Raw genomic sequence first — 24,974 nt, 5'->3', positions numbered from 1 at the left:
CGTCCATCTCGACGGCCTGGGCCTTCTCGCCGCGGGCCGCGAGGACCTCCTCGTGGCGCAGGCGCCAGAAGAAGGCGCGGCGGCGGTCGCCGTCCTCCGTCGTGTACTCGTCGCGGCGGAACGTGAGGAGCTTCTTCCCTTCGAGGGTGTAGAAGATCGAGCGCACGTCCGGCGCGAGGTCGTCGTCGTCCACTTCCTCCTTGCCGGAGAAGTGGTCGAGGACCACCTCGGCGATGGCGCCCGCGTCCTCGTCGTCCATGCCGAAGAGGCGGTGGAGCGCCAGGGCCAGGTCGCTCGGCGCGAGGTGGGTCTGCATGACGTCACCCGTTCCAGTGCGCGAGGCGCGCCATGCTCGCCCGCACCAGCACCGAGAAGTACCAGCCGCGGGTGCGATCGCCGGTCAAGCTCTCCGCGTCCCTCAGAAGGTACGCGTTCACCGGGAGGGCGCTCCCGGCTTCCATCGTTTCATCCTGTTCCATGGGGCAACACCTGACTCAAGCGCGGAACCCGGCCGCCCGCGAGGGCTGCCAGGCCTCTCCCCGGCTTGACACGCTTTGACACGCAGGCTGGCTATTAAGGTTTGTGACAGCCGGGCGGGGGCTCGTGGGAGCCCCCGCTCCGCCCGCCGCCAAGTTTGAAGGGAATCGGCCCCATGCGGGAGCCGTGCCCCGCTTCGAGCCCACGGCCTGCGACGACTGCGGCGGCTGCGTCGGCGTCTGCCCGCACGACGCGATCGACCTCTTCCGGGGGCGCATCCTCTTCCGCTCGAGCTGCACGGAATGCAACCTCTGCGTCCTCGTCTGCCCCGTGGACGCCCTCGCGCCCCTCCCGGGATCGCCGGCCGTGCCGGCCGGGAAAGGCGCCGCGCGGCCCGCGGGCGCCTGATGGCGGAGCGCGCCTCCCGGAGGCGCCGGGCCGCGGTCCTCGGAATCGTTAAAGGACGCGAGGCGCATCGCGCGGCCCTGGAAGGGCTGTCATGAACAAGGACACCATCGTCGGCGTCGTGGGCGCCGTCATCCTCGTCATCGCGATGATCGGGGTGTTCAAGTACGAAGGCGACCAGGCCGGCTCGGCCACGGGCGGCCGCAACGCCTTCGACGTCGCCTGGTCGACGACGGACAAGGCCGGCCCCTCCGCCGACGGGAGCGTCAACCTCAAGGGCAGCGCCGACGGCGCGCTCAAGGTCGCCGAGGCCAACGTCACGAAGGCCACGTTCGCGCTGACCTGGACGGCGACGAACGGCAAGGACAAGCTGAAGCTCACCGTCACGAGCCCCTCCGGGGAGGCGAAGACCGCGGAGTCGGACACCGGCACCGTGAACGTCGCCTTCGACGTCGCCCCCCTCCCGCCCGCGACGACCGCGCGCGGCGACGACGCGAACGCCGCGAAGAAGGGCCTCGCCCCGCAGGCGGGCGCGAACGCGGCCGTCGGCGAGTGGAAGCTCAAGGTCGAGTTCCTCGACGCGACGGGCATCCAGCTCCACCCCGCGCAGCCGCCGATCCAGCAGGACCAGAAGGTCAGCTGGAAGGTCAGCTCGCTCCTCACCGTATGGGAGCCGAAGGTCGGCGCCTAGGCGTTCTGGTCGTCGAACACCTTTTCGTCCGTGTAGCCGAGGCGTCCCACCTTGCGCTGGGGCCAGTTCTGGTACACGATCATCTGCCGCTTGAGGTAATCCGTGCAGGCGGCGAGGTAACGCTCCCACGCGAGGTCGTCCTCGGTGGGCGGGCCTTCCCGGCGTCGGGGCAGAAGCGCGTCGAACGGTCGCGGAGCGGGCGGAACCGGGCCCTTCGGGACGTCCCTCAACGAAGACCTCGGGCGCCCATGGGACTTGAGCGAATTTAACGGTTTCTTTCGCCCGGCGGGCCGGATACAAGCTCACGGCAAACGCTAAGGACGCCGCCGGCCGTGGCCCGCGCGGGTCGACATGCGGGCTGGACTACGGAGCGCGCTCACGGTCGCCGTTCTCCTCGCCCCGTTCGCCGTGTTCGCGAGCCCCGGCGAGGCCCAGACCCAGTATCCGCAGTACACGTTCCTCGGCGCCTTCCGGCTCGACGGGACGAAGGTGACCGACGCCACCGCCGGCGAGACCCTCCTGTTCAAGATCCACGTATCGCCGGGCCCGAACACGGTCATCGTGTACCACGACCTCGAGCTGCGCGCGAACGGCGACCCGCTCGGCCCGACGATGTACTACATTTCCCAAGGCGCGACGACCACCGTGACGCCGTGGCAGCCGCTCGAGGTCACGATCCGCTGGGAGCAGGGCCGCGTCCTCCCGTCCGGCACGCCCGCGCCCGGCCGCTACGCGGTCGTGTACGACGATCCCTCGAACTCGAACATCGACGCCAGCATGGTTTTGGACGTCGACTGGCAGCCCAACTTCCTCATCACGAGGATGGCGGTCTCGTACACGAAGCTGTACACGCTCGCGGGACGCAGCGCGCACAACCCGCTCCTCCTCGAGGTCGAAGGGTGCGTCCACAACGACGGACGCGAGAGCGTCACCTCGATCCCGGTCGGTCTCGGCTTCCGCACGCCGTTGGATCCCTCGACGAGTCCGCCGCGCATCGTGCTGACCTCCAATGTCATCCCCGCCGCCGGGCCGACCTGCGTCTCGAAGTTCCCCCTCCCGCCGACGCCCGGAACCTGGTTCAAGTTCTCCTGGCTCGTGCCGCAGGACGCGGCGCGCTTGAGCCTCCTTGCGTCCCAGGTCGCGCTGGTCGCCGATCCGGACCGCGTCGTCGCCGAGTCCTCGGAGATCGACAACGAGAGGACATCTCCGCTCCCGGCCGTCCTCTCGTGATTCCGATACCCTTTTCACGCCCGCCGGGCCTCGGCCGCCCATGGCCCCCGAAGGCGCGAGCCTCGTCGCCCTCCTGCGACGTCGATCGCGCCTCATCGCGTTCGGCGTCGTCGCGATGATCGGCACCGCGGTCTTCGCGGCCCTCGCGGACGACGGCCACGAGCCGCGCCACACGGTCGCGGTGGACCGCGCGGTGCGGCTCCTCTTCCCGGACGCCAGGCTTTCCGAGAAGGTCGAGGTGTCCGAGGTCGTCGTCGCCCCCGAGGGCGACGTCGTCTACACGCTCGTGCGGTTCCGCGGCGCCGAGCGCGCGCTCGCCGCGTGGAATCCCGAGGACGGATCGCTTGCGTGGGTCCGTCCGCTCAACACATCGAGCGCGACCCTCGCCGCGGGGCGAGGCTGGGTCGCGGCGACGACCGCCTTCCCCCTCGCGACGCTCATGGCCTTCGACGCGCGCGACGGCGCCCTCCGTTTCCAGGAGCTCGTCCCCGGCAACCCGCTCGCGCTCGCGGCCGACGGCGCGACGCTCGCCCTCGCCTATCAGGCGGCCGGCAATCCCGTTCTCGTGTTGCGCGATTTCGCGGACCCGGTCACGGTGGCCTTCCCGGGCTTCGTCCGGGCCCTCGACGTCGCGAACGGGACCGTCGCGGGCGGCACGCAGGGGGGCCAGGTGCTCGCGTGGCGCGAGGGCCGCGTCCTGCTGAACACGAGCGGAGGGGCGTCGGTCCGCAGCATCCGGCTCGACGCGACGGGATCGATCCTCGTCGTCGGGGGCTTCTCGCCCGATCCCGTCGACCTCTCGGGGGCCGTCTCGCTCTTCGCGCTGCCCGAGAACGGCCCCGGTCGCCTCGTGTGGTCGCGCATCACGGGAAGCGGCGTCTCGTTCGTGGACGTGAGCGCGGACGGTCGCCGCATCCTCGCCATGCAGGAGCGGCCGGGACGATTCATCCTCGATTTCTTCGACGCCTCGCGCGACGTCCTCTGGACTTTCGATGCGGAGGGCGCGGTCGCGCACAACGACGACGGCTCGAACGCGGGCGCCGCGCTCTCGCGCGACGGACGCCACGTCGTCGTGGCGCCGCTTGCCGGAGACATCGTGTTCCTCGACCTCGATCGCCGCGAGGCCCGATGGACGTACGGGGTCGTCGGAGCCACGAGCGCCTCGTTCGGCGGCCCCGCGGGCAACATCCTCGCAACCGACGCCCGTACGACGGCGCAGCGCGGCTACGATCGCCTGCTCCTGTTCGACCCCGACGAGGAACCGCTCATCCGCGACCCCGACCGCCTCGTGCCGATGCTCGTCACCCTCGAAGCCCTCGCCGTCGCCACCATCCTTGCGTGGGACGCGGCCGGCGCCGGGCGCCCCGCGCGACGCGACTGATCGATGAAGGCGCGAAATCCCTTTTGACGCGCCTGCGCGGAGGCTTCTCCATGACGCCTCGCGGACCCATCCAGGGCGTTCGTGATTTCCCGGGCGAGGAGGACGTGGGGAGCGCGGAGCGCGTGCTCGACCGTCCCGCTCGCCGCCTCGGTCTCTGGGTCGTCGACCCCGACGGCAACCGGGTGGGCGAGATCACGGACGCCGCGACAGCCTTCGAGAACCAGCCCCGCGTCGTGATCGGGCTCGACGAGGGCGTGCGCCGCGAGCTGGGTCTCGTGACGCGGGCCGTCGACGTCGAATCGCGCCGCCTCGCCCGCATCGATCAGGACACGGTGCGGCTCGAGGCGCCTCTTGCCGAAGTGCTGAAGCAGGAAGGCTTCGACCTGGGATGACCATGCGGAGCGGAATCCCGCCCGGCCCCATCGAAGGGAAACCCGTCGTCGACCCGCGCGGCCGCCGCGTGGGCGTCGTCGAATCGCTCGACGTGGAGGGTCTCGCCATCGCGGCGCTCGAGGTGCGTCTCAAGAACGGGACGCGCGCGCACGTCCCGCGGACGTTCATCGGCGACGCGTCGGGACGCGAGATCATTCTCGCCCGCGAGCTCAAGGACATCCCCGGTAGCCGTCAGCCTTATCGACCATGAATGCCGCCGCGCGCCCATGACGCCGCAATCCTCGCGCCCAGGGACTCGCTCATCGACCGGTCGGCTCGCGAACAAGGTCGCCATCGTGACCGGCGGAGCGACGGGCATCGGCGAGGCCATCGTGAAGCGGTTCGCCGAGGAGGGCGCGAGCGTGCTCGTGGCCGGCCTCGAGAGCGATCCCGTCGACGCGGTCGTCCAGGAGGTCAGGGGCGCAGGCGGCGAGGCGCTGGCCTACAAGGGCGACCTGTCCCGCGAGGAAGATGCGCGCCGATGCGTCGAGACCGCCGTGAGCGAGCTCGGCGGCGTCGAGGTCCTCGTCAACAACGCAGGCGTATTCCTGGAGATGAATCCCGTCGAGGAGTATTCGATCGAATCGTTCGATCGCACCCTCGCGAACAACGTGCGCGCGACGTTCCTCGTCACCAAGTTCGCGATGCCGCATCTCAAGCGCTCGCGGGGCTGCATCGTGTCGGCGGGCTCGGAGAGCGGCAAGGTCGGCCTGCCGCAGAACGCGATCTACGGCGGAACGAAGGCCTGGATCCACGCCTTCACGCAGGCCCTCGCCGTCGAGGGCGCGAAGTCCGGCGTGCGGGCGAACTGCGTCTGCCCCGGGGCGATCGACACGGCGTGGACGCACGCGGAGACGGGTCCGATGGACGAGGAGGCCGAGAGGATGATCCTCGAGGCGACGCCGCTCGGACGCCGCGGCACCCCGGAGGAGATGGCGAACGTGTATCTCTTCCTCGCAAGCGACGAGGCGTCGTACGTGACCGGCGCGCTCTGGAGCGCCGACGGCGGGATCACGATCGCGAAGGGTTCCGTGGGAAGCGAGGTCCCGAAATCGCTCAAGCGGGAGCCCGAGGGCCACCTCGACCTGGAGCACCAGCGCGAGGGCCTCCGCGGGAAGCCCGTCCGACGCTGAGCGCTCAAAGCGGGCCGCGCGGAAGCGCGCTCCAGCCCTCGTGCTCCGCTTCGGCGCTCTTGATGTCGAGGATCGGCGTGCCGTCGAGCGCGTCGAGGCCGCGGACGACGAGCGTCGCGCCCTCGATCGAGGCGACCTCGACCTCCGTGAGGCAGACGGGGTTCGGGCGGTGCGGCGTCCGCATCGAGAACACGCCGTCGGTGCCGGGCCGCGCGAGCGTCGCGCGATCGGCTTCGTGCGCCCACCAGACGACGAGGAGCCGCCGCCCCGCCGCGACGCCTTCGAGGCCGGGCGCGTAGGCGTCGTCGATGTGGAGGGTCGAGGTCTCCTTCGCGAGCGCGCCTTGCCGCGGCGCGTCGAGCGGCGTCCGGTACGGGGAGCGCACGACGCCGATCGGGCGCAGGCGGATCTCGTCCATGCGCCACGCGGAGGCTGCGCTCACACATGAGGGTTCGGAAGAAGAGGCCGCGGGAACGCAGCAAAGTCACTATACGAGACAAGCCCGAGGAGGTCATATATGAACTCGACGGGGTCGAACGGGGGGATGGGGCGCTGGCACGTCCGGCCGGTCGCGTTCGGGCGCGGGCCCTCACCCCAGGAGTCTCCCGCGCAGGCGAGGCGGTCGGGCGTGGGGTCGGCCGGCACGAGTACGCCGCGGCAATGATGGCCGAACCGCGTCGCGTTCGCGCGGTACACCTGCCCTTCGCCGAGGCAGACGGCCCCGTCGTGCTGCGCCTGCGCGCCGAGGCAGCGGTGATCGTAGGCGGTCACGTTCCCCGCGCGCCAGTAGGCGCCCGCGGCGGCCCCTCGACACGGCGCCGACGTCGACCAGCACGTGTACGACGCGCCGGGCTCGGGCGGGACGCCGCAGGGGTTTTCGCCCACGGCCCCCGCGGGAAATCCGAACGTTCCGAGGACGAGCAGGACGAGGACCGCGAAGGGCTGCAAGGCGTCCCGCCGGCGTCCGCCGCCTGGAAGAATCTGGCGCCAACGACGCGCGCCGGGCGAGCGGGCCTCGCGAAGCAAGCCTCATGCAGGAGGCCGGCGGAAAGCGGCCGATGGCTCGACACACATGGCCCGCCAAGGTCGCGCGCGCGATTCCGCTCGTCGCCTGGCTTGCCGACCGGTTCGCCGCCGTGGCGCGTTGGCGCTCGGGTCCGCTGCCGGTCGGACTTCTCCTGCTCCTGCCGGTGGCCGTCCTCATCGACGTGCTCGACATCTTCGACGAGACGCTGCCCGTCGTCGGCACCGTGGGCACGTTCCTCCTGGAGACGGCGTTCGTGCTCGGCCTCACGGGGCGCCCGACCTGGGCCCTCGGCCTCGCGGGCGTCGACATCATTCCGGGCCTCGACGCGTTCCTGCCCATCGCCACCCTGACCGTGCTCCGCGAGCTCGCGCGCGCCGGCTGGCGCGATGCGCCCGGGGGGCCCGTGGTGGATGGCGTCGTCGTCGATCGCTCGTGAAGCGGAGGAAAGGGTCACCGCCGCGGGCCCCAGCCGATCCGCGGCCTGTCAGCGCGGGGCGCCGCGCGCGGGCGCCTCGCCGGCAGACCCAGCGGGCCTCTTGAGCGCGATGCGACGAACGTCGAAGCGACGCGACCATCGCGATTCGGACGCGTCAGGCCCCGAGACGGGACCGCGAGAAGAGAGGGAGAGGGCGGGCTCCCCGAACGGGAGCCCGCGGGTGGAGGCGATCAGCTCGATCGGGCGGCGAGGCGCGCGACGTAGGCTTCGAGACGCTCGTGGAAGCGGACGAGCTTCTTGAGCTTCTCCGACAGCTTGTCGATGAGCGTCTCGAGCTTCGCGATCTGGGACTCGAACTTGGACTCGTTCCATCCCTTGTGCAGGCCGAAGCGCTTCGAGTGGTTGCCGTCCTCGCGCTTCGCGTCGCGGATCTCGCGGAGCTTCTCAAGGCGCTCCTCGCGCGCCTTCGAGGCGTTCGCGCGGCGGTCGTCGGATTCGTCGGACGCGTTCGCGCGCGCTTTCGCGCGGTCGCCCATGGACTTGTTCCAGGCGGCTTCGCGCTTGTCGGAGGCGTGCTCGTCGTCGACCTCGGTGCCGTTGCCGGCGTTCGCGAGGCGCTCCTGCGCGTGGTCATCCGCGTGCTCGCGGGCCTTCGGCGAGGGGCCGCCCGCGAGCGCGACGGGCGCGGCGATCAGGGCGACGGCGATCAGGGCGGCCACGAGGGCGTGCTTCAGCTTCATGGTGGGAGTCACCGAGCACCCGTTCGCGCCGGGGGGATTTCAACCGGATGCGACGGACGTCGAAGCTTCCACGTCTGTCCGACGCTCCGCCGCGCCCGGCGCGAGCCTGTGAACCGAAACCTATAAGAGTAAGAATCATCGCCGTGTCTCGTATAGTGCCTTTGCTGCGCCTTGTGCGGCCTTCTTCCCGACGAATCCGCGAGCGCAAGCCCTCGGACGGGCCGCGGAGCGGAAACTTAATATAGAGGGATTCGGCGCTTGTCTCGTATAGTGCCTTTGCTGCGCTCGTGCAGCCTTTTCCGGAACCCGATCCCCGAGCGCGCGCTCCGCGTCGCCGGGGCCTCGTGGCGCGCTATTGACCCTGGAGCTGCGCGGTGAAGCGCGAGACTTCCTCGGGCGCGAGCTTGCGGTAGCCGTCCTTCTTCGAGATGACGACCATGTCGGGGGCCGCGGCGCCCGTCTGCGGGGCCGCTTCCGCGGCCTTCGCGAGCGCCTTGAGGCCGAGGATCGCGGCCTTCTCCATCGCGAGGCCCGGGCGGTACTCGGCTTCGAGGAATTCGAGGGCGGTCGCGCGGCCGATGCCGATCGCGGTCGCCTTGTACGCGACGACGGCCCCCGAGGGGTCCGTTTCGTAGAGGTGCGCGCCGCGCGAGTCGATGCCCGCGACGAGGAAGGCCGCGCCGAAGGGGCGCACGCCGCCGTTCTGCGTGTACGCCTGGAGGATGTCGCTCAGGTTCTTGACGAGGACCTCGATCTCGAGGGATTCGTCGTAGATGTAGCGGTTGTTCTGCGCGTCCCCGCGGGCGCGCGCCACGAGCACGCGCGCGTCGCCGACGAGGCCGGAGGACGCGACGCCGATGTGGCTGTCGATCTTGTACAGCTTCTCGACGGCCGCGGCCTCGATGAGCTTGCCCGAGACGCGCTTGTCGACCATGAGGACGATGCCGTCCGCGAACGTCACGCCCACGGCGGTCGTGCCGCGCTTGACGGCCTCGCGCGCGTATTCCACCTGGTAGATGCGGCCGTCGGGCGAGAACATCGTCGCCGCGGAGTCGTAGAGTTGCGCGGGCTGCATACGGAAGGTCTCCTGGTGGAGGGTGGAGCGACTAAGGGGGCGTCCGGCATAAAGCTACCCGTTAGCGAAACGCGGGGCCGTGGACGCATCGCCTGGGGCGGCGGGCCTAACGCGCGATGCCCCCGGGGTTCGGCCAGCAGCGCTCCCAGGCCTCGACGAACGCCTTCGATTCGGGCATCGTGTGGAGCATCGCGAATCTCGCCACCTGCCGCCCGACCTCCTTCACGCGCGCCTCGAGCCGAGGGTCCGTCAGGTTCCCGTCCGGGCCGAAGGCGCGCCCCGCCTGCGGGACGCCCGCCTCCTCCGGAACCACCCAGGCGTGGAGCGACCGGCCGACGTGCCGCAGGGAGTCGAGCGCGTGCGTCGCCGCGAGGCGGCCGCCCGCGACGCCCACGAGGCCGAGCATCTTGCCTTCGAACTCCTCGAAGCCGCAGAGGTCGAGCGCGTTCTTCAGGACCCCGCTCACGTCGCCGTGGTACTCGGGCGTTCCGAGGATGATCCCCTTCGCGGCGCGCAGGTCCGCGCGCAGCCGGTGCACGCCCTCGGGGTACGTGGACTCGTCGTCGCGCGCGTCGCACAAGGGCAGGTCGTAGCCCGCGAGGTCGAGGAGCGCGACCTCCGCGCCGAGCTCGCGCGCGCCGTCAAGGGCGAGGGCGACGACCTTGCGCGTGCTGCTGTCGGAGCGGAGGCTTCCGGGAAGGCCGACGACGCGGAGCGGCGGGGCGGGGGTCATGCTCCGCGACCGGCTTCGAAGCCTAAACGGATTGCGTTGGGATCAGGACTGTCCGGCAGGGAAGCGGTCAGACCTCGAAGGCGTTTGCGCAGTACATCAGGTACGTGGTGCTTCCGCAGCGGTAGTTCGCAAGGGTCCAGGTCGGAGGCCAAGCACCGTGGTCGATCGGGACGTGCACGAGCGTGACGACCGAGGTTCTGAGCGCCCCCACCCCCGCGTACGACGCGAAGAGGTCGCCCGCCTCGTTGCCGAAGGCGCCGATCGCGGTGCGTCCCGGAGCGAGCTCGGGGCCGACCTCGTAGTGCTGATAACCGTTCGGGAACTCCGCCTGACGAAGGACGACCTGGGTCCGGAGCGCAATCCCATCGACCGTTTCGTCCATCTCGACGTGCGTCCAACCCCGGGACGGGACGTTGAAGGCGAGATCGAGTCGGGACAAGCCCATGCCGACCCCGACGTCCTCCGTCCGGGCGTGGGCGCTCGCGAACGCGAGCCCGTGGCCCCGGACGACCGTCACCGGGCCGAGCGCCTTCTCGGGAATGATCCGGAGGGACAGCGTCCAGGGGGCCGAGGCTCCGGCGGCGAAGGCCCATCCGACGTGATAGGAATCAGCGGTGTTGGATCGGGTCCACCACGTTGCCGCGATCGAATCCTTCTCGTGGGGTGCGACCGTCGCCACGACCGTGTTCGCGGCGAGCCCGAGGACGCTTGCGTGGTCCTCCTCGATCAGGCGGGAGACGAGGGCGGGGCGCGCGAGGAACGCCTTCGCCGGCTCCGCGCCGCCGTTGTCGATCGAGAGGTCGAAGACGGACGTGTAGGTGAACGATTGCGTCGGCTCGGCGAGAAACCCGTGGAGGACGACCCACTCGCCGGCCTCGCCCGAGAAGTGCATGACGATTTCAGGGGGCGAAGCGCCGTGCGTCGGAGCGGGGATGAAGGAAAGGATGAGCAGCGCCACGAGCGCGATGCGTCGAAGGCCCATGGCGCTACAGGCCGCATCGATCTATTTAGATGCGATGCGGCCATGGCGCCGCTCGTCCCGTGTCGGCGGGGTTCGCCGTCGAGAGGACCGTTGCACTCGCCTCACTTGAACTCGTCGAGAATCGGCTTGTAGTCGTAGCCCTTCTCGATGTCGAGCTTCGTGAGCGGCGGGCCCTGGAGGCCGAGCGCCTGCGCTTCGAGCGTGGGGCGCTTCTCCTGGTAGAAGATGCCCGTGTAGATCTTGTCCGAGAGCGCGAGGCGCATCGCGGCCTGCTTGTCCGAGGGATCGTGCTTGATCTCCTCGCCGTCCATCGAGACGAGCACGTCGCGGTACCACGCGTACGTGTTCTTCTTGTTGAACGTCACGCACGGCGAGAAGACGTTCACGAGGGAGAAGCCCTCGTGCTCGATCGCGGCCTGGATCATGTCTTTGAGGCCCTTCATGTCGCCCGAGAAGCCCTGCGCGAGGAACGAGCCGCCCGCGCTGAGGAAGAGCGCGAGCGGGTTGAGCGGCGCCTCCGCGTTGCCGTGGGGCGTCGTGCCGGTGACGAACCCGAGGTCCGAGGTCGGGGAGACCTGGCCCTTCGTGAGGCCGTAGATGTGGTTGTCCATCACGATGTACGTGACGTTGACGTTGCGGCGCACCGCGTGCACGAAGTGGCCCGCGCCGATGCCGTAGCCGTCGCCGTCGCCGCCGACCGCGACAACCGTGAGGTCCTTGTTCGCGAGCTTCGCGGCGACCGCGGGCGGGAGCGCGCGGCCGTGGAGCGAGTGGTAGCCGTAGGCCTTCACGTAGCCCGAGATCTTGCCCGAGCAGCCGATGCCGGCGACGAGGAGGATCTCCTCGTTCTTGAGGCCGAGATCGGCGAACGCGCGCTGGATCGCCGCGAGCACGCCGAAGTCGCCGCAGCCCGGGCACCACCAGGAGGGTTCGTTCGTCGCGTAGTCCTTGAAGGTCTTCGCCGCGGGGGCCGCCATCTCAGATCACCTCGTTGAGCTTGTCCACGATCTCGACGGGCCGGAAGGGCGTCCCGTCCCACTTGTTCACGCGCCGGATCTTGTCGTGCCCGCCGATCTCCTGCTGGATGAGGGTCGCGAGCTGGCCCGAGAAGTTCGCCTCGACCACGAACGCCGTATCGACCGAGGCGAGGAAGTCCGCGACGACCTTCTTCGGGAACGGCCAGAGCTGCGTGAGCACGAGCGTCTTCGTCTTCACGCCGTCCTTCCCGAGGCGGCCGAGCGCCTCCTCGACGGGGCCGCGCGTGGAGCCCCACGTGATGACGCCGATCCTCGCGGATGCGTCGCCGAGCGCGTGGTGCCCGTTCTTCTGGTTCTTCATGTACGTCTCGAGCTTGCGGGCGCGCTTGAGCATCATCTTCGTGCGGTTCGCCCGGTTCTCCGTGACGAAGCCGCCTTCCTGGTGCTCCGAGCCCGTGCTGTTGAAGAGCGCGTTCGGGGTGCCGGGAATCGCGCGCGGCGAGACGCCGTCGTCGGTGAACTGGTAGCGGTGGTACGCGCCCTCCGCGAGGTTCGCCACGTCCTCGGGCTTCACGAGCTTGCCGCGGTTGATCTTCACCGCGCCGAGCGGGATCGCGTCGAGCGCCTGCTGCGCGATGCTCAGGTCCTGGTCGAGGAGGAAGAAGACCGGACACTGGTACTGCTCCGCCGCGTTGAAGGCCTCCTGGATGAGCGTGAACGCCTCCTCCGTCGTGGAGGGCGAGACGACGATGCGCGGGAACTCGTCGTGGCCGCCGTGGATCGCGAAGAGGAGATCCGACTGCGAGTGCTTCGTCGGGAGACCCGTCGAGGGTCCGGGACGCATGACGTCGACGATGACGACGGGGATCTCGGCGGAGCCCGCGAGTCCGACGGCCTCGGTCATGAGCGAGAGGCCGGGGCCCGAGGTCGAGGTCATGGCCCGCACGCCGGTGTAGCCCGCGCCGATGCACGCGTGGATCGCGGCGATCTCGTCCTCCGCCTGGAGCACGAAGCCTCCGTATTCGTCGACGTGGTCGATGATCCACTCCATGACGTCCGTCGCGGGCGTGATCGGGTAGGCGGCCATGAAGCGGCAGCCGCCGACGAGCGCGCCGAAGGCGGTCGCGCTCGAGCCGTTGATGACGAGCCGGCGGCCCGTCGCGGGAAGCGGACGGCGCTCGAGGATCCACGAGTGCTCGCGCGGGAAGTTCGCCGCGACGTGCTCGGCGCCGGCTTTGATGACGGCCTTGTTCATGTCGACGATCTTCTGGCCCTTCTTGCCGAAGCGCTCCTCGACGAAGTCGTAGAAGACCTGCACGTCCATCTTCAGGATCTGCGCGGACGCGCCGAGGGCGACCATGTTCTTCATGATCTTGTTGCCCGCGGATTCGGCGGTCTTCGTGAGGGGGACCCCGAGGGTGTGGATCGTCTTGCCGAAGGACTCGGGCAGGGCCGGCGTGAACGCGTCGGAGTCGTAGATCAGGATGCCGCCGTCCGTCATGTCGGCGAGGCTCGCGTCGACGACCTCCTGGCCGAGCGCAACGACGATGTCGATGGTGTCCGGCCGCGCCGAGATGGGACGTTCGGAGACGCGCACGTCCGTGTACGTGAGGCCGCCGCGGATGCGGCTCGAGAAGTTGCGGAACGTGTAGAGGTGCAGACCGAGCCGGGCGCACGCCTTCGAGAAGATGTCGCCCGTCGAGTCGATGCCTTCGCCCTGCTGGCCGCCGATCCGCCAGCTCACGGCGTTCACGATGGGCATGGTGGGGTCTCCGGGGCTTGTCCTAGCTCCGGGCCTTGCATAATGATTCCTGAAGCGAGAGTCCATTCGAACCGGTCGCAAGTATATACGAGTAGCCACCCAACCGCTACTCTACGATGGGCGAGGCCTGAAGCCCCCGCCGCCGGTTGGCGGAGCGTGCCTCGCGCGCACGTCGTCATCCCGATGCGCAACGCCGCGCGCACGATCGGCGCCGTGCTCGACGCCGTCCTCCCGCAGGCGCCCGTCGTCTGGTGCGTCGACGACGCAAGCGCCGACGCGAGCGCGGACATCGCGCGCGCGAAGGGCGCCCGCGTCGTCGTGTCCGGTCGCGCGAGCGCCGCCCACACGCGCAACACCGGCTGGGAGGCCGCGCGCGATGCGGGCGCGGAGCACGTCCTCTTCCTCGACTCCGACGCGATTCCCGTTTCCGGCTGGGCCGCCGCCCTCGCGGGGCGCCTCGCAAAAGGCGATGCCGACATCGCGGGCGGCCACGTCGCCTCGCGTCCCTCCACGCGCTTCGAGCGCGCCTACGATCGCATGTACGAGGCCATCGACGCGCGCTCCTTCCGGGACGGGTCGGCGCTCCTTTCCGGCGCGACGCTCGGCGTGCGCGCTTCGCTCTACGACACCGCGCGATTCGACCCGACGTTGCCGGGCGCCCTCTGCGAGGACGTCGACTTCCTCGCGCGGGCCATGAAGGCGGGGGCGCGCGCCGTCTACGTTCCCGAGGCCGTCGTCCACCACCACCATCCGCCGAACCTCCGCGCTTTCGTGCGGCAGGAGACGCGACGCGGGCGCGGACGCGCGATCATCGTCGCGCGGCACCCCGAGCGCGCGGGCGACGCCTCCGTCCGGTCGTGGCCCGGTTGGGTGTGGGACGTGACGGTCAAGGCGCCCTGGCACCTCGAGCACGCGCGGCGCGCGGCCGGATTCGACCCCGCGGTGATGGGGCTCCACTGGCTACGCATGGCCGCCGGCCACTGGGGCTACCTGCGCGAGGCGGCGAGGCTCAACCGATCTCGATCGTGAAGGCGCCTTCCTGCGAGAAGGTCCGCGGATCGCCGCGGTGGTGGCTCCCCCAGCTCGATTCCTCCTGCGAGGCGACGAGCGAGTAGCGCCCCTCGATCCGGCCCGGGGCCTTTGCGTGGATCGGAACGAAGAGGAACACGATCTCGCGGTCGTCGAGCACGGGCCGGTCGCGCACCTCGAGGGCCGTCCGTCCCAGCTTCGTGGACCCCCGCTCCACCGTGAGGACGACCTCGGCCGTCTCCTTGAGGAGACTCCCCTCGCGCCAGTCGACGGACACGCCGACCTCGACGTCGTCGCCCACCGCGGCCTTCGCGGTGGACTCCACGGGCTCGAAGGTGAACGCTCCGCCCGAGATCCAGAGCGTCCCCAGCCGCAGGACGCGGCGCTCGCGATGCATGCCAATATCAACGATCCCCGGCGGAAAAAGGTTGTGAGCCATTTGCCTGACGGACGCGTCGGTCGCCTTATGGCAGGGCGCCGCCATGGCGCCGCGTGCACGTCGCGCAGGTGTGCGTCCGCTTCGGCGGCCCCGGCGGGGCCGAGGCCCACGTCAAGGCCCTCGCCGCCGGCCTCGCGCGGCGCGGTCACCGCGTCACCGTCGTCACGACCGATCTTTGGACGGAGATTCCCTGGGTCCGCCGGGACCCGTCGGACTTCCCGCCCCCTCCCGAGGGCGTCGAGGTCGTGCGCGTGCCCGCGCTCGAAGGCCTCCCGCCCCTCTCGCGGGCGCCGGCCTTCCCGGGCATGTTCCGCGCCCTCGGGGCGCTCGAGGACGTCGACGTCATCCACGCCCACAGCCACCGCTACTTCCAGCTCTGGCCCGCCGCGTGGGTCTCGCACCGGCGAGGCATTCCGCTTGCGGTCACGCCCCATTACCATCCGGCCGAAGACCATCTTCCGGCCTGGAAGCGCGGCCTCGCGCGCGTCGTGGACCACGCGATGGCCGCGACCGTCTATGCGCGCGCTTCGCGCATCCTCACCGTCACCGACCGCGAGAAGGATCTTCTGTCGTTCCTCCCGCGCGGAAAGATGGTCACGGTCCCGAACGGCCTCGACGTCGCGCGGTGGCGCGCCCCCGCGCCCGCGACGCCGTTCGCGACGCCCTACATCCTCTACGCCGGCCGCCTCGCCTCCAACAAGGGCCTCGCGACCCTCATCGACGCCTTCGCGGCGCTCGCGCCCGCGCGACCCGGCCTGAGGCTCGTGCTCGTGGGCGAGGACTGGGGGGAACGCGGCCGCCTCGAAAAGCGGGCGGCCGACCTCGGTCTCGCCGATCGCGTGCTGTTCGCCGGGCATCTCGACGAGGCGGGCTACCGGTCCGCGATGGCGGGGGCCGCCGTCTTCGCGCTTCCGAGCGCGTGGGAGGCGTTCGGCATCGTCCTCCTCGAAGCCGGCATGGCGGGTCTCCCCGTGGTCGCGACGGCCGTGGGGGGCGTGCCCGATGTCGTCGAGGAGGGCGTCACGGGCCATCTCGTGCCGTACGGCGACGCGGCGACGCTCGCGGACCGGCTCGGCGCGCTCGTGGACGATCCCGTCCGCGCGGCCGCGATGGGTCGGGCGGGCGCGAAGCGCGCCGAAGGCTTCGACTGGGGCGCCATCGTCGAGCGGCTCGAAGGCGTCTACCTCGCCATGCTGCGCGAATCCTAGACGCTCGCGGTGACGCCGGGGGCCTCCCGGTCGCCCGGGCGGGGCCTCGTCTTCGGCAGCGTGAACACGAACGTGGCGCCGTCGCCGGCCTCGCTTGCCAACCAGACGCGGCCTCCGTGCTGCTCGACGATCCGCTTCACGATGGCGAGGCCCGCGCCCGAGCCCGCCTCGTCCGTGCGTGGACCCCGCTGGAAGAGCCCGAAGATGCGCTCGCGGTATTCCTCGGGTATGCCCGGACCGTTGTCGGTGACCGAGAACCGCCAGCGCTCGCCTTCGTCCTCGACGGCGAGCTCGACGACGGGGCGCTCGGCGAGACCGTATTTGAGCGCGTTCTCGACGAGGTTCGCGAAGACCTGATCGATGCGATGCGGCTGCGCGCGCACGGTCGGGAAGCCGCCTTCGGGCCAGTCGATCTCGGCGGATTTCTCCCGGATCTTGACCTCGAAGGCCGCGAGGACGCCATCGACGACGCCGTTCAGGTCGACGTCCTCGAACGCGTCATCCTGCTGCACGATGCGGCTGAAGGCGTGGAGCGCCTTCACGCGCTCCTTCAATCGCTCGGCGCCCTCGTGGATGCGACGGGCCATGTCCCGCGCCTCATCCTTTTCGAGGTGGTCGATGTCCTCGTGGAGGAAACGCGCGATCGTTCCCACGCTCCTCAGCGGCTCCCGCATGTCGTGCGTCGTCCACAGCGTAAACTCCTCGAGCTCGCGGTTCGCGTTCTCGAGGCGGCGGATGCTCTCGGCCTGCCGGGCCATCGCCTCCCGACGCTCCGCCTCGAGATCCTTGAGATACGTGATGTCGCGGGCGACGAGCACGCGCTGGCGCGCGCCGCGCTGACCTTCGCTCGTGCGGCCGTCCACGAGGAGCGTCAGGACGCCGCCGTCCTCTCGGAGGAATCGGACTTCGACGTCCCGGGCCACGTCGTGCGCGTCGAGCCGGGCGAGCACGGCCGCAAACGACTCCCGGTCCTCGTCCAGGACGAGCGTCGCGGCGTCGAGGCCCACGAGCGCCTCGGGGCTCGATCCGAGAACCTCCGCCGCGGCGGGATTCGCGTCGACGATGACGGCGCGCTCGTCGAGGACGAGGATGAGGACGTTCGTCGTGTCGAAGAGATCGCGGTAACGCCGCTCGCTTTCCGCGAGATCCCGGGAGGCCCGGCGCGCCGCCTCGATGGCCTGGGCGTTCAGGACGGCCGAGGTCGCGCCCGCGGCGACCGTGCGCAGCAGGTGGCGCTCCCGCGGACCGAACGACTCCCGGCCCGCGCGGGCGAAGATGGTGATCTCGCCGACGCGCCGCGCGTCGGCCGTGACGAGCGTTTCGGTGATGCCTTCGGTCGACGCCTCCGCGAAACGCCTCGACCACAGGCGCCGACCGCGCTCCGTCTCGAGCGACAGCCGGACTTCGCCGCAGCTCAGGAGCTCGAGCGAGGCCTCCATGACCCGTTGGGCCACCCCGTCGACATCGCTTTCGCCCGCGACCTCCGCCGTGGCCTTCGCGAGGCGCTCGTGGGTGCGGATCTCCTCGTTCTTGCGCTGGCTCAGTCGCCCGAAGCGCATGAGATAGAGGAGCGTGGGCACCACCGCGACCGCCGCGAGGGGCGACAGACGGAAGAGCGCGTAGACGAGAAGGCCCAGGCTCGTCGCGAGCGCGGCGCCGAGAAACGTCCATCCCGCGAAGCGCTCGCGGAAAACGTCGAGCGCGCTCGCCCCGGCGCTGGCCCCCACGTGCGCGCTCGCAAGCATGCTCGCCGCGACGAAATAGACGGGAGGCGCCGCGAGGCCCGCCCACGGGGCATCGAGGCCCGCGACGCGCAGGGCGCCGACGACGAGGATGGCAAGCGTCGAGGCGAGGACCATCGAAGCGGCGTCCGCGACGTTTCCCGCCGAGGGGCCCCGCAGCGCGATGCGGTCCACGACCGCCGCGGCGGCGACGCCGAGGACGACATGGGGCGCGGGAAGGAGGAGGACGCCGACGAAGAGCGCCGTCTCCTCGAGACCGAGCTTCAACGTCCGGCCGCCCAAGTCGAACACGAATCCCACCCGGGCGAGGAGAACGACGGCGGCCGCGAAGGCGACGGTGGCGCCCGCGTTCGGTTGGCTGATCTCGTGGAGGCCGGCCGGGACCGGGTCGGGGGCGTGGCCGAGGAGAACAAGGAGGCTCCCCGCCACGAGCGAAAGCGCGGCCGCAACGAGCGCGCCCGCCACGGCGAGGCCTGCGCGGGTGGGTCGTTTTCCGCCGTGAGCGGTCGTGATGGGCGCGGGCAGCGAACCTTCCTCCAGCGTGGGCGGGGGTCCGTTCCCGATCCTATATACTCGTGCCGACAGCGTGCCGGACCGACGCGACGACTTTTCCGCTCAACCGCCTCAGCGGCCCATGACTTCCCGGACGTGAGCGAGGCTGGGCGCCCGGCCGCCGACGCGGAGGGTGGCGTACAGGGCAAATCCGAGGCCCGCGAGGAAGGCTGCCGCGGTGGCCACGATGGCCCCGACGGGGCCCATGACGGGAATGAGCACGAGGTCGAGGGGCACGTTCACGACCACCATGACCAGCCCCAGCCGCAAGGCGAGGTCGGGCCGGTTCATCGCGGGGAACGAGACGGAGAAGGGAATCATCGCGACCGCGAGGACCGCGACGGGCGCGAGACCCGCAAGAAGCGGCGCCGCGCCCTCGAAGCCGGGGCCGAAGAGCGTCAGGACGATGAACTCCGGGAAGAGGAGCGCCACAAGCGCCCCCGGGATCGCGATCGCGAGGCCGTAGAAGAACCCGAGCGAGAACGTGCGGGCGAATTCGTCCTTGCGGCCGTGACCGAAGGCCTCGGAAAGCGCGGGGTAGAGCATGATGGTGACGACGCCCGCCACCATCGGCAGGTAGGCCATGACGCTGTAGGCCGCCCGGTAGAGGCCGGTCGTCGCGTGGTTACCGAGAAGGATGTCGATGAGGAGGATGTCGATCCAGAAAACCGTCTTCTCGAGCAGGCTCACAGTCTGGGTGCGCAGGCCGAACGAGAGATACGCGCGCGCTTCGCGCCAATCGGCCTCGCGCGGGTCGAACGGCGGCGCGACGAGGAAGGCCGCCGCCGAGCCCACGACGCTTGCGGTGACGGTGGCCGCGACGAAAAGCGCGACTGGACTGTAGGGGAGCGCTGGGACGACGAGGATGAGCACGTAGAGCGCGAGCGTGACGAGACGCTCGACCGTGCCGGGAACGTTGCGTCGCAGGTTGTCGCGACGGGCCTCGCGCGCGGCGATGGCGACCGAGCCGAACGCGGCGACGGTCGGGATGAGCGCGAAGCCCGCGGGCACGATGATCGGGATGTCGAGCAGGCTCGCGATGAGGGGCGACAACGCCAGCACGACGACGGTGGTCACGAGTCCGAGGCCGAGCTTCGCCGCGAAGGCCGTCGCGACCTTGCGACGTTCGGGCGCGATGCTGTATTCCCGGATGAACGCGGCCGTGGGCAGGTTGTCGAACGCGCTGAGGAACTCGAGGAGCATGAAGCCGAGCGCGACGACGCCGAGCCCCGCGGGGCCGAGGAACCGGGCCGCGACCACGGCCGCCGCCACGCCCAGGACAGCGTGGAGCGCGGTGAACGCAAGGTTCACGCCCGATCCGCGCGCGAGATCCTCCTTGAGGAGGTTCCGGAGCGCGCGGGGCGCGAACGCGGTCACGCCGCCCTCATGGGGGAGGCGCGCCTAAAGCCATCGGAAGCCGCTACTGGATGCTCAACGTGTACGCGCTCCCCGCGCCGAAGCGGTAGATGATGCGCGCCGCCGTGGCGCCCGCGGGGACAGTCCCTCGTTCCGTCGAGCTCGCCGTGGCGTCGCATCGCATGAGTCCGGGGGCGCCGTACCAGCAAACGTCGAAGTTGCTGGGGCTGAGGCTCGTCTGGGGGAGGGACTCGCCGTAGAGCGCGAACGCCCGGCCGCCGCATCCCGGAGGAACGTCCACGGTGACCGCCGTCGCGCGGTCCACGTCGATGCCGTTGAGGGATCCGGGGATGCGGCCGGTCGCGTAATGGCAGCCCTGGATGTAGCGGTTCGTCGGGAGCGCGAGGTTCCAGTGCGAGGCGAGGACGGAGTTCGCCGGCGGGAAGGGATGGAAGTACGTGTCCCGGTTGCAGTCGAACGTGTAGCGCCCGCAGACGATCTTGTAGTTCGATTTCGGACCGCCATCGGCGTAGCACATCACGTCGAGGCCGTCGTTGCAATGCGCCGCGCCGCTCGAGGCCGCGGCCTTGGAGAGCACGGCGCCGAGATTGTGGCCGTTCTCGTGCATCATCGTGAACGGAGACCATTCCGACATGAACGCGTGCGTCACGCCGTAGGAGGGGCCGCGGTTGTTCGGATTGTCGGGGCTTGGGCGCGGTTCGTTGATGAAGTCGCCGGTGCCGCCGCAGCCGCATCGCGCGACGATGCCCGTGTCGTCGTTCCAGATCCAGTACTTCGCGTAGGGGTTGTCGTAGCCCTGGGCCTGGAGATCCGTCACGATGGTCTGGAAGGACGTCTCGGACGCCGGACGGGGCATCACGGCGTGGTGCACGACGAGCGAGCCGCCGTCGCAGAGCATGCGATACCGGAAATCGAGGCCGAATTCGGCGGAGTCGCGCGCGAGCAGCCCGTTGACGTAGCGCATCCACGTCCGGAGGATCGGGGCCATCTCGGCGTATCGGGGAAGCCGATCGGCCGCGTGGGCGTAGACCAAGACGCCGTGGGCCTCGAGCGGCGAGGAGACGCAGACAGGATCGCGAGGCGTCACGCCCGAAAAGATTCCCCATTCGCCGATGGGGGCCTCGCCCGGCGTCGACGGTTCGAAGCCGAGGTCCGGCGGGAGCGGATCCCCGCCGTGCGTGAACAACCGCCGGCCGTTTTCGAGGAGGATCTCGTATCCGCCTTCGACGGGACAGGCGGGTCCGATGCCGGGGATGTCGGTGAACCCTGGACAGGGGACGTCGGCCTTCTCGACGGTGGCCACCGCGGTCACGGGGGCGACGAGAACAAAGGTCAAGGCGAGCGCGAAGGCGAACGCGCGCTCGGCGTGGATTTGCATTGCGATCCAGCCTCCGACATGGTTGACGCGCGGAGGCGTCATCAAGATTGCGTCGATTTCCACCATGCTTATCCCGGACTTCGCGCGTGCCTCGTCCATGCGCGCCCTGTCCGTCCTCGTGGTCTTCGCGCTCCTCGCGCTTCCGACCGCGGCGGCCCGCTCCGACGTCGCCGCGTCCCTCGATCTCCACGACGGCGGCACCATGATCGCCGCCGGGGCGCTCGCGTTCGCCGGCCGCTTCGACGACGCCTTCGTCGTCGCCGAGGCCGACGGATCTCGGTTCGGTCCCTCGGCCGTGGTGGACGTCGTGACGGGCCGTCCGGAGGGCGGCCTGCCCTTCCCGGGAAGCGGCTCGCGCGAAACCCATCGCGACGTGACCGTCGTGATCGAATCGGGGGGGTTCGTCTCGACGACCGACCGACCCTATGCGCTCGACGCCGCGGCCGAGCACGCGCTCGTCGTCGCGGCCCCGCCGCTTGCGAGCGGCGGGAGCAGCCTCGTCATGGTTTCGGGAGCCCTGCGCGGCGGCTTCACGCCGGCGCGCGGCGAGGCGATCCAGCTCATCCCGTTCGACGCCCGCGTGACCCTGCTCGCGGAGGACGGGAACGCGGTCGCCGGATGGTCGAGCCGTCCCGTGAACGAGGGCCTGGGGCCTTCGATGGCCGGCGGCGACGAGGTCACCGCCTTCGTGATCGAGGGCCTCTCCGCCGCGCAGTGGACCGGCGCGATCGCCGTCGTCCCGATGGGGGGCCCGCTCGACGCGCGACAGGCGACCGTCGACCTCCGGCCCGCGCGGAGCGCCTCGGTCGCCGCGACGATGGATCGGCTCGCGACCGTCGCGGAAGCGCTCGGCCCGTCCTTCTTCGGCGACGACACGCAGCGTCAGGCGCTCGTGTCGGTCGCCCCCTTCATCAACGGCGCGTTCGTCGTCGTACCCGGAGCAGGCGCCGAGGACCGGCGCGTCACGGTGGACGGCGCGGAGCTGCCCCTCGGCCGCGCGCTGGTGCTCCGCGGCGACGGCATCACCGCGAGCTGGACGGGAACCGGACAAGGGACCGTGCGCGGCACCCCCGACCTCGTGTTCGCGAATTCCGCGTTCGTGACCGCGGACGTTCCGTCGGTATTCGACCTCGTGCCCGTCCTCGCGTTCGCCTTGTGGGTCGCGGCGGTCGCCGCGTACGTCGCGCGCATCCTGAAGAAGCCGCCACCGCCGCGCCTCGCGCTCGGACGGCGCGCGATCGCCTTCGCGGTCTACGTCGGCGGCCTCGTCGTGTCCTTCGTGCTCTGGGATGTGGCTTTCGCCGGCGCGACCGGCGCGAGCGCGCTCTCCTCGCTCGGCGAAACCGGCGTCGGGCCCGGATTCCTCCTGCTCCTCGGCCTTCAGTCCCTCACGTGGACGATCGCCTTCATCGCCTTCGGCCTACCCGTCGCCATCCTCGCCGCGACCGCGATGCGCTACGCGGGGCTCGGGAAGGAGTGGAACCGCATCACCCGCGTCGCGGGGTTCGCGGCGGCGCTCGCGCTCGGGTCTGGAATGATCCTCTGGATCCTCAACCGGACCGTCGTCGCGGCGCTGCTGAACCTGCTCTGATCAGCGCCAGAAGGAGTATCGGTCCACGAGCCGGGAGAGCTGCTGCCCCTCGGCGGTCGTGAGGGTCTTGTCGTCGACCTTCGACGCGATGTACTCGATCGCCGCGTCCGTGCTCTGCCGCGCGCCGCGCGTGAAGAGCATCTCGACGAAGGTGCGGCGGACCTCGCCCGCCATGCGGTTCTCGCGACCGAGGATCTCAAGCACGTCGTAGACGAAGTGCGCCTTCCGACCCTGGGAGAGCATCCGGCGACGGGTCGTCGAGCCGCGCGGGGCCTCGCTCCGGAATTCCGTCCGGGGAGGGCCTCGCGAAGGGCCGCCGCCCGCGGGCGACCCGGGCCCCGAGCGCTTCGAGAAGCACGCGCGGCAATAAACGGGCCGACCAGGCGTGGGCGTGAACGGGACGGTGGTGGAAACGCCGCACGAGGCGCACGTGACCTCGACGGCTTCCCGGGGCGCGGCCGACCGCGCGGGCGAAGGATCCGGCACGAGTCACCGTAGCACCCGCCGCTGATAAACCCTTCCCTGTCGGCGCGCCCCCCGGAAACGGATTCCGGCGCCGTTGGCACTTCAACGACCGCGCCACTCACCCTAAGAAGGGCCCCTCCGTCGTGCGTCCCGGTGAGCCGATGAGATCCAGGATCCTCGTCGCCGGGATCGCCTGCGCCTTGATCGTGGCCGCGCCCGCCGTGGTCTTCGCGGCGGGTTTCGTGAGCGGCGCCCCCGCGGCCGGGGCCGACCCGGACCCCGCGCACGAAACCCCCCATGCGCACGCCCGCGACCGGACCTCGTGGCCTCCCGCCGTCGGGACGATCCCGTCGAGCGGGTCGGGCCTCGTCAAGGTCACCACGCTCGTCATCGACGGCGTCCCCGACGTCGCCGCGCTCGCCGAGAAGGGCGTCGACATCCTCGGGTCGGGAACGCTCGAAGACCCGTTCGTGATCACGGGGCTCAACGTGCTCCACGAGCTTCACCTCAAGGACACGGACCAGTACTACGTGATCCGCGAGAACTTCTTCGCGGGCGAGCTCCGGCTCAACTGGAACGGCGACAAGGTGCACGTCCACCACAACTACATCGACGACCTCCGCGTGAACGAAAACAATCCCCGCACGGGCGACGCGACCGGCGGCCTCATCGAGAAGAACAAGATGGGCATCGTGGGCCAGATCCGCCACTTCGACGGGGTCTTCCGCGAGAACGAGGTCGGTCCGGCGCCGAGCCATCCCTTCCGCGACGTGATGGACGACCTCGGCCGCCTCACGCCGTGGTTCCGCGACCGCATCGTGCTCAACATCGACGGCTTTGACGGCGCCCTGTTCGAGGACAACGTCATCGTCGGCTACGTCGAGATGCAGCTCCACGGCCATCACCACGCAAGCTGCTTCGATTGCCACAGCCACAACCACGGCGACAAGGCGAAGAGCGCGGCGCACGACCACTCGATCCGGTATCACGAGGCCGCGTTCCGCCGCAACCACGTGACGGTGGAGGAGGGCGCGGCCTTCGCGTACACCGACCGGGGTCACGCGGGCGACGACCGCACCGCGCGCAGCGAACCCGACGAGAGCCTCGTGGGGCCCCATGTGCACTTCACGCGCATCTCCGTCGAAGACAACACCTTCATCGGCGGGCCGCTCGTGGTCGACGTCTTCAGCGCGGACGACCGCTACCACAGGAACGAGAAGCAGGGGCACGCGCACGACGACGGGGAGAAGCAGCTCGACGAGGACCACGAGTACGCGGGATCGTTCATGATCCTCCGCAACAGCGTGACCTTCGCCGCGAAGGATCGCACGACGGGCCTCCGGTGGGTCGACGCGCCGATGGACGCCATCCTCGTTCGCGGCACCAAGGACGTCGACTTCCTCATCGAAGGGAACAACGTGGAGCTCTCGAACGCCCGCTCATCGAGCGCGGTCGCGCTCGTGCCGGTGTTCGGGAAGCACCTCGGCGCCGACGCGCCCGCGGGCGTCCGACTCGAAGGCGTGCGCGCCGCGAACGTGGCGATCGTCCAGAACAGCATCGCCGGGACGCAGTACGGCATCGCCGCGACGGAGATGGACAAAGCGACGGCCTGGACCGTCGTCGGGAACGTTTTCCGCGACGTCGGCGAGGACATCCACTACGACGAGTCCGTCCAACGCGCGCCGACGCGCGGATGAGAAAAGCGCCCGAAG

Annotated in this window: 28 protein-coding genes; 12 read left to right on the top strand and 16 right to left on the bottom strand. The window is 70.4% G+C overall.

Annotation, left to right across the window (positions count from 1 at the left end; genetic code table 11):
• Positions 1–316 (bottom strand): DUF6015 family protein (locus VM889_13890; GenBank protein HVL49642.1); only part of this gene is annotated, 316 nt, incomplete at its 3' end.
• A gap of 4 nt (positions 317–320) precedes the next feature.
• Positions 321–479 (bottom strand): hypothetical protein, encoded by a 159-nt coding sequence (locus VM889_13885; protein ID HVL49641.1) that lies wholly within the window; start codon positions 477–479, stop codon positions 321–323.
• A gap of 184 nt (positions 480–663) precedes the next feature.
• Between VM889_13885 and VM889_13880 the strand changes: the two genes are divergently transcribed.
• Both VM889_13880 and VM889_13875 read left to right on the top strand, forming a co-directional pair.
• Positions 664–885 (top strand): 4Fe-4S binding protein, encoded by a 222-nt coding sequence (locus tag VM889_13880; protein HVL49640.1) that lies wholly within the window; start codon positions 664–666, stop codon positions 883–885.
• A 91-nt stretch (positions 886–976) separates the two neighbouring features.
• Complete coding sequence (locus VM889_13875; GenBank protein ID HVL49639.1) at positions 977–1,573, top strand: hypothetical protein; 597 nt, start codon at positions 977–979, stop codon at positions 1,571–1,573.
• Here VM889_13875 and VM889_13870 read toward each other — a convergent pair.
• Positions 1,570–1,803 (bottom strand): hypothetical protein, encoded by a 234-nt coding sequence (locus tag VM889_13870; GenBank protein HVL49638.1) that lies wholly within the window; start codon positions 1,801–1,803, stop codon positions 1,570–1,572. The genes VM889_13875 and VM889_13870 overlap by 4 nt on opposite strands.
• Positions 1,804–1,924: 121 nt before the next feature.
• Here VM889_13870 and VM889_13865 point away from each other — a divergent pair, with 121 nt between their 5' ends.
• Genes VM889_13865 through VM889_13845 form a run of 5 tightly spaced genes read left to right on the top strand, consistent with a single transcriptional unit; the run spans position 1,925 to position 5,749 of the window.
• Entirely contained in the window at positions 1,925–2,803 is an 879-nt protein-coding gene (locus tag VM889_13865) for a hypothetical protein (GenBank protein HVL49637.1), read from the top strand.
• A 40-nt stretch (positions 2,804–2,843) separates the two neighbouring features.
• Positions 2,844–4,184, top strand: coding sequence for a hypothetical protein (locus VM889_13860; protein HVL49636.1), 1,341 nt, complete (start codon positions 2,844–2,846; stop codon positions 4,182–4,184).
• A 50-nt stretch (positions 4,185–4,234) separates the two neighbouring features.
• Positions 4,235–4,576, top strand: coding sequence for a hypothetical protein (locus VM889_13855; GenBank protein ID HVL49635.1), 342 nt, complete (start codon positions 4,235–4,237; stop codon positions 4,574–4,576).
• 2 nt (positions 4,577–4,578) lie between these two features.
• Positions 4,579–4,827: a hypothetical protein gene (locus tag VM889_13850; GenBank protein ID HVL49634.1), complete on the top strand. Its 249-nt coding sequence runs from the start codon at positions 4,579–4,581 to the stop codon at positions 4,825–4,827.
• A gap of 16 nt (positions 4,828–4,843) precedes the next feature.
• Complete coding sequence (locus VM889_13845) at positions 4,844–5,749, top strand: SDR family NAD(P)-dependent oxidoreductase (protein HVL49633.1); 906 nt, start codon at positions 4,844–4,846, stop codon at positions 5,747–5,749.
• Between the two features lie 4 nt (positions 5,750–5,753).
• On the opposite strand, the gene tsaA is transcribed toward VM889_13845, so the two are convergent.
• Together tsaA and VM889_13835 are read right to left on the bottom strand one after the other, a co-directional pair.
• Positions 5,754–6,167, bottom strand: coding sequence for a tRNA (N6-threonylcarbamoyladenosine(37)-N6)-methyltransferase TrmO (gene tsaA, locus VM889_13840; protein ID HVL49632.1), 414 nt, complete (start codon positions 6,165–6,167; stop codon positions 5,754–5,756).
• A gap of 20 nt (positions 6,168–6,187) precedes the next feature.
• Positions 6,188–6,697: a hypothetical protein gene (locus tag VM889_13835; protein ID HVL49631.1), complete on the bottom strand. Its 510-nt coding sequence runs from the start codon at positions 6,695–6,697 to the stop codon at positions 6,188–6,190.
• Positions 6,698–6,807: 110 nt separating this feature from the next.
• Between VM889_13835 and VM889_13830 the strand changes: the two genes are divergently transcribed.
• Positions 6,808–7,212, top strand: coding sequence for a hypothetical protein (locus tag VM889_13830; GenBank protein ID HVL49630.1), 405 nt, complete (start codon positions 6,808–6,810; stop codon positions 7,210–7,212).
• A 230-nt stretch (positions 7,213–7,442) separates the two neighbouring features.
• On the opposite strand, the gene VM889_13825 is transcribed toward VM889_13830, so the two are convergent.
• The 6 genes from VM889_13825 to VM889_13800 form a co-directional block, all read right to left on the bottom strand.
• Positions 7,443–7,952 (bottom strand): hypothetical protein, encoded by a 510-nt coding sequence (locus tag VM889_13825; GenBank protein HVL49629.1) that lies wholly within the window; start codon positions 7,950–7,952, stop codon positions 7,443–7,445.
• 352 nt (positions 7,953–8,304) lie between these two features.
• A complete protein-coding gene (gene psmA, locus VM889_13820; GenBank protein ID HVL49628.1) occupies positions 8,305–9,027 on the bottom strand; it encodes an archaeal proteasome endopeptidase complex subunit alpha in 723 nt (240 codons plus the stop codon).
• A gap of 106 nt (positions 9,028–9,133) precedes the next feature.
• The gene (locus tag VM889_13815; GenBank protein ID HVL49627.1) at positions 9,134–9,760 is read right to left on the bottom strand and encodes an NAD(P)H-dependent oxidoreductase; all 627 of its coding nucleotides are present in this window, start codon (positions 9,758–9,760) and stop codon (positions 9,134–9,136) included.
• A 67-nt stretch (positions 9,761–9,827) separates the two neighbouring features.
• Positions 9,828–10,742 (bottom strand): hypothetical protein, encoded by a 915-nt coding sequence (locus VM889_13810; protein ID HVL49626.1) that lies wholly within the window; start codon positions 10,740–10,742, stop codon positions 9,828–9,830.
• A 101-nt stretch (positions 10,743–10,843) separates the two neighbouring features.
• Positions 10,844–11,719, bottom strand: a complete 876-nt coding sequence (locus VM889_13805; GenBank protein HVL49625.1) for a 2-oxoacid:ferredoxin oxidoreductase subunit beta — start codon at positions 11,717–11,719, stop codon at positions 10,844–10,846.
• Between the two features lies 1 nt (position 11,720).
• Positions 11,721–13,481 carry a 2-oxoacid:acceptor oxidoreductase subunit alpha gene (locus VM889_13800; protein HVL49624.1) on the bottom strand — a complete coding sequence of 587 codons (1,761 nt, stop codon included), beginning with the start codon at positions 13,479–13,481 and terminating at the stop codon, positions 11,721–11,723.
• A 156-nt stretch (positions 13,482–13,637) separates the two neighbouring features.
• Here VM889_13800 and VM889_13795 point away from each other — a divergent pair, with 156 nt between their 5' ends.
• Positions 13,638–14,510, top strand: coding sequence for a glycosyltransferase family 2 protein (locus tag VM889_13795; GenBank protein HVL49623.1), 873 nt, complete (start codon positions 13,638–13,640; stop codon positions 14,508–14,510).
• Here VM889_13795 and VM889_13790 read toward each other — a convergent pair.
• Positions 14,491–14,907 (bottom strand): hypothetical protein, encoded by a 417-nt coding sequence (locus tag VM889_13790; GenBank protein ID HVL49622.1) that lies wholly within the window; start codon positions 14,905–14,907, stop codon positions 14,491–14,493. The two genes, VM889_13795 and VM889_13790, sit on opposite strands and share 20 nt — an antisense overlap.
• Positions 14,908–15,002: 95 nt before the next feature.
• On the opposite strand from VM889_13790, the gene VM889_13785 reads away from it, so the two are divergent.
• Positions 15,003–16,157 (top strand): glycosyltransferase family 4 protein, encoded by a 1,155-nt coding sequence (locus VM889_13785; GenBank protein HVL49621.1) that lies wholly within the window; start codon positions 15,003–15,005, stop codon positions 16,155–16,157.
• Here the strand turns inward: VM889_13785 and VM889_13780 are convergent.
• The 3 genes from VM889_13780 to VM889_13770 form a co-directional block, all read right to left on the bottom strand.
• Positions 16,154–18,364, bottom strand: a complete 2,211-nt coding sequence (locus VM889_13780; GenBank protein ID HVL49620.1) for an ATP-binding protein — start codon at positions 18,362–18,364, stop codon at positions 16,154–16,156. The two genes, VM889_13785 and VM889_13780, sit on opposite strands and share 4 nt — an antisense overlap.
• Positions 18,365–18,523: 159 nt before the next feature.
• Positions 18,524–19,828: an oligosaccharide flippase family protein gene (locus tag VM889_13775; GenBank protein ID HVL49619.1), complete on the bottom strand. Its 1,305-nt coding sequence runs from the start codon at positions 19,826–19,828 to the stop codon at positions 18,524–18,526.
• A 43-nt stretch (positions 19,829–19,871) separates the two neighbouring features.
• On the bottom strand, positions 19,872–21,206 hold the full coding sequence (locus VM889_13770) for a hypothetical protein (GenBank protein HVL49618.1): 1,335 nt from the start codon (positions 21,204–21,206) through the stop codon (positions 19,872–19,874).
• A 97-nt stretch (positions 21,207–21,303) separates the two neighbouring features.
• Between VM889_13770 and VM889_13765 the strand changes: the two genes are divergently transcribed.
• Positions 21,304–22,797 carry a hypothetical protein gene (locus tag VM889_13765; protein ID HVL49617.1) on the top strand — a complete coding sequence of 498 codons (1,494 nt, stop codon included), beginning with the start codon at positions 21,304–21,306 and terminating at the stop codon, positions 22,795–22,797.
• Here the strand turns inward: VM889_13765 and VM889_13760 are convergent, their stop codons facing one another.
• The gene (locus VM889_13760) at positions 22,798–23,283 is read right to left on the bottom strand and encodes a CxxC-x17-CxxC domain-containing protein (GenBank protein ID HVL49616.1); all 486 of its coding nucleotides are present in this window, start codon (positions 23,281–23,283) and stop codon (positions 22,798–22,800) included.
• Between the two features lie 140 nt (positions 23,284–23,423).
• Between VM889_13760 and VM889_13755 the strand changes: the two genes are divergently transcribed.
• Positions 23,424–24,959 (top strand): hypothetical protein, encoded by a 1,536-nt coding sequence (locus tag VM889_13755; GenBank protein ID HVL49615.1) that lies wholly within the window; start codon positions 23,424–23,426, stop codon positions 24,957–24,959.
• Positions 24,960–24,974: the final 15 nt, after the last annotated feature.

The organism is Candidatus Thermoplasmatota archaeon (genome assembly GCA_035540375.1).
Lineage (GTDB): Archaea > Thermoplasmatota > SW-10-69-26 > JACQPN01 > JAJPHT01 > DATLGO01.
Note: the sequence above shows the minus strand (reverse complement) of the source record. Positions and strands in the feature narration are given on the sequence as shown.